Source organism: Luteitalea sp. (assembly GCA_009377605.1).
In the GTDB taxonomy this organism is placed as follows: Bacteria; Acidobacteriota; Vicinamibacteria; order Vicinamibacterales; family Vicinamibacteraceae; genus WHTT01.
Genome location: WHTT01000164.1, coordinates 1 through 6,557 on the forward strand (window position 1 = coordinate 1; position 6,557 = coordinate 6,557).

Annotated in this window: 3 protein-coding genes; 2 read left to right on the forward strand and 1 reads right to left on the reverse strand. The window is 65.2% G+C overall.

Going from position 1 to position 6,557, the window contains the following annotated elements; translation table 11 throughout:
• The coding region (locus tag GEV06_27845; protein ID MPZ21671.1) for a DUF222 domain-containing protein at positions 1-551 on the reverse strand (551 nt) is incomplete at its 3' end.
• Positions 552-1,085: 534 nt separating this feature from the next.
• Here GEV06_27845 and GEV06_27850 point away from each other — a divergent pair.
• Together GEV06_27850 and GEV06_27855 are read left to right on the forward strand one after the other, a co-directional pair.
• Positions 1,086-3,584 (forward strand): FtsX-like permease family protein, encoded by a 2,499-nt coding sequence (locus tag GEV06_27850; GenBank protein MPZ21672.1) that lies wholly within the window; start codon positions 1,086-1,088, stop codon positions 3,582-3,584.
• A gap of 32 nt (positions 3,585-3,616) precedes the next feature.
• Positions 3,617-6,076, forward strand: a complete 2,460-nt coding sequence (locus GEV06_27855; GenBank protein ID MPZ21673.1) for an FtsX-like permease family protein — start codon at positions 3,617-3,619, stop codon at positions 6,074-6,076.
• The last annotated feature ends 481 nt before the right edge of the window (positions 6,077-6,557 follow it).

Below are 6,557 nucleotides of genomic sequence, written 5' to 3' on the forward strand. Positions count from 1 at the left end.
TCGAGCGCCCGTTGCACCACCGCCCCGAGCTCCGGCGTGAGCCGGCCGCGGATCACCAGCATCCCGTCCTCATCCACCCAGGTCTCGAGACGCCGGCGCTCGTGTCGCCGCGCGGTCTCTCGGGCTTCTTCCAGCCGGTCGACGCGGCGCCAGGCGCGGACCAACCGCTCGACGTGTGCGGCCGTGCCGCCCCGCGCTACACCCAGGAGCCGCGTCTCATTGTCCGGCGTTGCGATCCTGGTGAGCGCGCGGACTTTCGAATAGGAGATCTCGCCCCGCTGCATGGCGGCGCTGATCTGAGGCAGCCGCGCCAGCGCGTGCGCCACGCGCACCTTCTCACGGGCGGCGCCAGGTTCGAGACCCGTCCGCCAACTGAGCCAATGTGCGCAGGACAGGAAGCCGCTGTTCCAACCCGCGCGTTCATCGAACTGGCGGATCAGGACCAACAGCTCATAGGTGGCCGCCTGGATGCGCGCGGACAGCTCGGCGATCGCATCGCCCAGCCGTTCGATCTCCTCGTCGGACACGGGGGACGGGCGATCAGCTCGCATCGCAGAGAGCGGTGTGTTGGGGGTCGGTACCGGTTCTGGAGAAGACATGGACCATGATAACCCCCGTATTTTCAATCTCTTGTACGGCTCTAGGTGCCACGAAATCGGGTCGACGGTCTCCGCGCCCTTCCCAGGACGGCGAAGGGGTGCCAGATGGGCCGTGTGGGGCTCCAGGAGGCATCCTGGCGCGAGTGCCCGCGCACGAGTCGCTCCGTTGAAACAGGCCTGTCAAGTTAAAACTGACGTCGATGCGAGAAAAATCATCAGCCCATGAGAAGAGCACTCCGGGAAATGGGAGGAGCCCACGGCGGCGACATAGATACATCGACGTCTTAGTAAGTACAGTGTTTCGTAATTACGGCCGCGTCCGCCCTGTTCGGTCATGGGACGAGGCGTGCCGGCGGCGGACACCTGTTCGCGGTCGGCTCAGGGAGCGCCGACGGCAGGACGTATGAAGGCTTCGCCAGAAACAGGCCATCCTGGACGCTGCTTGGTGGCACGAAATTCGCTTCGATTGCGGAGACGCACCTGCCCATGGTCAATCTCAAGCTCGCATTTCGCGCCCTCTTCAGGTACCCGTTCGTCACGACGGTCGCAATCGTGTCGCTGGCGCTTGGCATCGGGGCCAATGCTGCCATCTTCTCGCTCTTCGATCGGTTGCTCCTCCGACCGCTGCCGGTGGCGGAGCCAGACCGCCTGGTCAACCTCGCTGCGCCAGGTCCGAAGACCGGCTACAAGTCATGCGGCGACGCAGGCGGCTGCGACAACGTTTTCAGCTATCCAATGTTCCGTGACCTCCAGCGCGCCCAGACTGGGTTCACAGGGATTGCCGCACACTACGCGATCGGCGCGAACCTCGCCTACCGTGGCCGCACGTCGAGCGGCGGGGCCCTGCTGGTCTCGGGCAGCTATTTCCCGGTCCTTGGCCTGCAGCCTGCGCTCGGCCGGCTGCTCGGATCGGGGGACGACCGCGTCGTAGGCGAGCCGCGGGTCGTCGTGCTGAGCCATGCCTACTGGCAATCACGCTTGGGTCAGAACCCGAACGTCCTCAACGGTACCCTGATCGTGAATGGCCACACGATGACGATTGTGGGCGTCGCGCCGCGCGGATTCGACGGGACGACGCTCGGATCGCGCGCGGACGTGTTCGTCCCCATCACGACGCGCTGGCTGATGCAGGCTGGTGGGTCCCGTGATCCCGAGAACCGCAACGATTACTGGCTGTATCTGTTTGCGCGCCTCAGGTCAGGGGTGTCCATCGAACAAGCACGCACGGGCATCAATGTGCCCTATCGGACCCTCGTCAGCGACGTCGAGGCGCCGCTGCAGTCGGGCATGAGCGATCAGATGCTGGCGCGCTTCAAGGTGAAGGAGGTCGACCTTTCACCAGGCAGTCGTGGCCAGAGTGACTGGCCCCGCACAGCTCGAGCGCCGCTGGTGCTGTTGCTCGGCGTCAGTGGCCTCGTCCTCCTCATCGCGTGTGCGAACATCGCAAACCTCCTCTTAGCGCGTACGGTGGCGCGCGCCGACGAGATGGCTGTGCGGTTGTCGATCGGCGCGAGCCGCCGGCACCTCATCATGCAGCTTCTCGCTGAATCGTGCCTGCTCGCCGCGTTCGGCGGCCTCGCGGGGCTCCTCGTGGCGCCCTGGACGTTGCATCTGATTCAGGCGCTGCTTCCGGCCGGCGAAGCCGCGACCGTACCCGTCCAGCTCGACGCGCGGACGCTCCTGTTCGCCGCAGCGCTGACGCTAGGCACAGGGCTGCTGTTTGGTCTGTTCCCTGCGCTTCACAGCACGCGAATCGATCTCCTCTCGACCCTCAAGGGTCAGGCGGGCCAACCGTCCGGCTCACGCGGCGCCGCACGCTTCCGAACGTCACTCGTCACGGCACAGATCGCCCTCTCCATGACGCTTCTCGTGCTGGCCGGGCTCTTCACGAAGAGCCTCTTCAATGTCAGCCGCGTCGACCTCGGCCAGGACATCGACCAGCTCGCGACCTTTGGCATCTCGCCTGAGCTCAACGGTTATTCACCGGAACGGTCGCGCATCTTGTTCGAGCGGCTTGAAGAGGAGCTGGCCGCGCTGCCGGGGGTGACGGGCGTCACAGCCTCCACGGTCCAATTGCTCTCGTATTCGAACTCAGGAAGCAACGTCTCGGTCGAGGGCTTCCAGGCAAGTCCGGATGTCGATACGGACTCCTCCATGCGGAACAAGATTGGACCAGCGTTCTTTCGGACGCTTCGCATTCCCCTCATCGCCGGACGCGAGTTCACACGTGCCGACGCCCACGACACGTCGAAGGTCGCCATCGTCAACCAAGCGTTCGCGCGCAACTTCAATCTTGGAACCGAGGCGGTGGGAACGCGCATGGCCACGGGCGCCGGCTACCCGCTCGACATCGAAATCGTCGGTCTCGTGCAGGACGCGAAGTATAGCGAGGTGAAAGGTGAGGTGCCGCCCCAGTTCTTCTTGCCGTATCGCCAAGACGAGGAGCTGGGCGCCATCACCTTCTATCTCCGTACGGCCGTGGACCCGGAGCAGTTGCTGTCAGCCATTCCGCGAACGGTCGCGCAGCTCGATCCACACCTGCCAGTCGAGAGCGCGCGAACGATGACCGACCAGGTACGTAACAACGTCTACGTCGATTGGTTCATCAGTGTGCTCTCGGCAGCGTTCGCCGTGCTGGCGACGATGCTGGCCGCTATCGGGCTGTACGGCGTGCTCGCCTACACGGTGGCACAACGGACGCGGGAGCTCGGCCTACGCATGGCGCTCGGCGCGGCGCCCAGTCGCGTACGTGGGATGGTGCTGCGTCAAGTGGGGTTGATGATCGTCGTCGGCGGCCTCATCGGCCTCGCGAGCTCGGTGGCGCTGGGTCGCGCGGCGGAAGCGCTGCTGTTCGAGCTCGAAGGTCGCGACCCGATCGTGCTCATGGTCGCCACCGTGGCACTGACCATTGTGGCGCTGGGCGCAGGATTGGTGCCGGCACACCGCGCGTCGCGGATCGATCCGATGCAGGCGCTCAGGTATTGAGTCGCGGAACGTTCCCGAAGGGAGTGCCGATCATGTTGAACGATGTCCGGCTCGCGTTCAGATCGCTTGGGAAGGCGCCGGGATTTGCCATCGCCGCCGTGGTGACGCTCGCCCTCGGCATCGGGGCGAATACTGCTGTCTTCAGTGTGGTCAATGCGATCTTGCTACGACCGATGCCACACGTGGATGATCCCGCGCGGCTCGTTCGCATCTACACGAGCGATTTCAGCGGACCGCTCTATGGCGGATCCTCCTATCCGGATTACGTCGATTTCCGTGATCGTGCCGCGACCCTGTCCGGATTAGCAGCCTTCGCTTCTGGGAGCTTGCAACTCTCCAGAGCCGACGTCGCCGAGATCATTCCGGGGCAGGCAGTCAGTGGCAACTACTTCTCGATGCTTGGTATGCGACCTGCGCTCGGGCGCGCGCTGGTGCCCGACGATGACATGCCCGGGCGCCCGCTGGTCGCCATGATCTCCTATGCGCTGTGGCAACGGTCGTTCGACGGAGACCGGGCGGTCGTCGGCCGCACGATTCACGTCAACGGGCAACCAATCACCATCGTGGGTGTCGCACCGCGCGGTTTCACCGGTGCATGGCAGCGGCTGGCGGCGCCAAGCCAGATGTGGGTGTCGCTTACCGCGTCGACACGCCTCGAAGATCGACGAGACCGGCTCCAGGCGCGCGGCTCACGCTGGCTTGGCATGATCGGACGGCTCGAGCCTAGTGCCACGCTGCAAGCTGCGCGCACCGAGCTCGGAGGTCTGGCCCAGCAGCTCCATCGCGCGTACCCCGATGCCTGGACGGACGTCCGCGAACGTCCGCGCCAGGTGACCGTGCTGAACGAAGCAGCGGCGCGCGTTCCACCCGACATGCAAACAGCAGCCATTGGGTTCGCGGGCATGCTCATGGTGGTTGTTGCCTTGGTGCTCCTCGTGGCCTGTGCCAACGTGGCGCACCTGTTTCTCGCCCGCGCCGTCAGGCGGCGGCGGGAAGTCGCCGTGAAGCTGTCGCTCGGCGCCAGTCGATGGCGCTTGGTGCGGCAGTTGTTGACGGAGGCTGTTGTGTTGTCGGCGGCCGGTGGTGCGCTGGGGCTGCTCCTGGCCGTGTGGTTGGCCGACCTGCTGGTGGCCTTGCGTCCGACCGCCGCGATGCCGATCGCGATCGATGCGCAGCCGGACGCGCGCGTCTTCCTCTTCGCCGTCGTCGTGTCCGTGGGTGCGGCGCTCCTCTTTGGGTTACTTCCCGCCCGGCAAGCGGGCCGACTCAATCTCTTGACCGCGCTGCGCGATCAGGACACCGGCGCCCGCGTGGCGCGCGGACGCCTTGCACTGCGCGACCTGCTCGTCGTCGCGGAAGTCGCGGTCTCGCTGCTGCTTATCAGCAGTGCAGGCCTGTTCGTTCGAAGCCTGCAGCAGGCCAGCGCCACCGACGTGGGGTTTCAACGCGACAATGTGCTGCTCGCGAGCTTCAACCTCGACCTCCAGGGTTACACGGAGGAGCGCGGCCACCTGTTCTTCAGCGAGCTGCTCAATCGTGCGCAGGCGTTGCCGAACGTTCGCGGCGCGAGCCTCGCGCAGAAAGTTCCACTGACGCTCGGCGGTCAGCGGACGTGGATTCAGATCGCAGGCTACACGCCGCGGCGCGGTGAAGACATGGAGTTCGATATCAACCGTGTCGGACCGCGCTATTTCGAAACGATACGCATGCCGCTCGCCCTGGGTCGTGGGTTCACGCCTGCCGATCGAGACGGCAGCCCTCTCGTCGCCGTCGTCAACCAAGCGTTCGCTCGGCGATTCTGGCGCGGTGACAATCCTATCGGAAAGCGTTTGTCCTATTCGGGCGGTGATAGCTTTGCGAAGGTCATCGGTGTGGTGCGTGACAGCGCAGTACGGAGTCTGAGCGAAGAACAGCGCTTGCAAGTCTTCGTCCCGTATCTCCAGGACTACCGAGGCGACATGGTGCTGCACCTGCGCACCACCGGCGATCCGCTGGCTGTCCTTCCGGCGGTCCGGGGAGAGATCCGTCAACTGGATCCCTCGCTGCCGGTCATCAATCCAACCACGTTGCGCGAAGCAACAGCCGTGTCGCTCTTCCCCCAGCGCCTGGCGAGCTCGGTGCTCGGCGGATTCAGCCTCGTCGCGCTCCTGATGGCGATGGTCGGCCTCGCCGGCTTACTCGTCCACAGCGTGGCAGCGCGCACGCGAGAGATCGGCATTCGCATGGCCGTCGGCGCACGGAGCGCCGACCTCGTGCGCCTGATCGTGCAACGCGGGCTTGGCCTGGTGGCCGCCGGAGCGGTCTTGGGGTCCGCCGCCTCAATGGTGACGGGCCGTCTGCTCGACCGGTTCCTGTTCGGCATCAGCGGTGCCGACGTCGTGACGATGGTGTCGGCCGTCCTGATTCTGGCGGCCGCTGGAATCGCGGCGACCTATCTGCCTGCGCGTCAGGCCACCAAGGTCGATCCTGTGACGGCACTGCGAGCAGAGTAGGATGGTGAGGCGGCCCGACCATCGTCTGCGGTAGGGCGCGTTCGCCGAACGCGCCGTGCTCGCAGCCCCCGAGACTTGACTCGAATCCGTCAAATCTCGGGCTCTCGGGATGCTGGCGGTGAACCAAATGGCCGTTTCCTCCGTCTCACAAGAAGCAACAGGGCCATCCGCGGTTTGGGACCGGGCTGGCCGTCCGCCGGAGCCGACGATATGAGCTTTTGGAAGAAGCTGTTCTACCGCGAGAGTGAGCGCCCTCAGCGGGTCCGTATTTGCGTCGAGTGCGGCATGCCGATTGCCGAGCACAAGGAGTGGTGCAGCATCCGGCAGTACCAGCAGGAATCCGACAGCAAGGCCGTGCCCAAGAGCGCGTCGACTTGAGCTTCGTCTCTCTCCCCCCAATCGTTACACCGCGTTCATGAGCGAATTGCGGTGATCGTCGGAGTGTGTCCCAGGTTCTCCGGAATGAGGCGCTCGACGATCA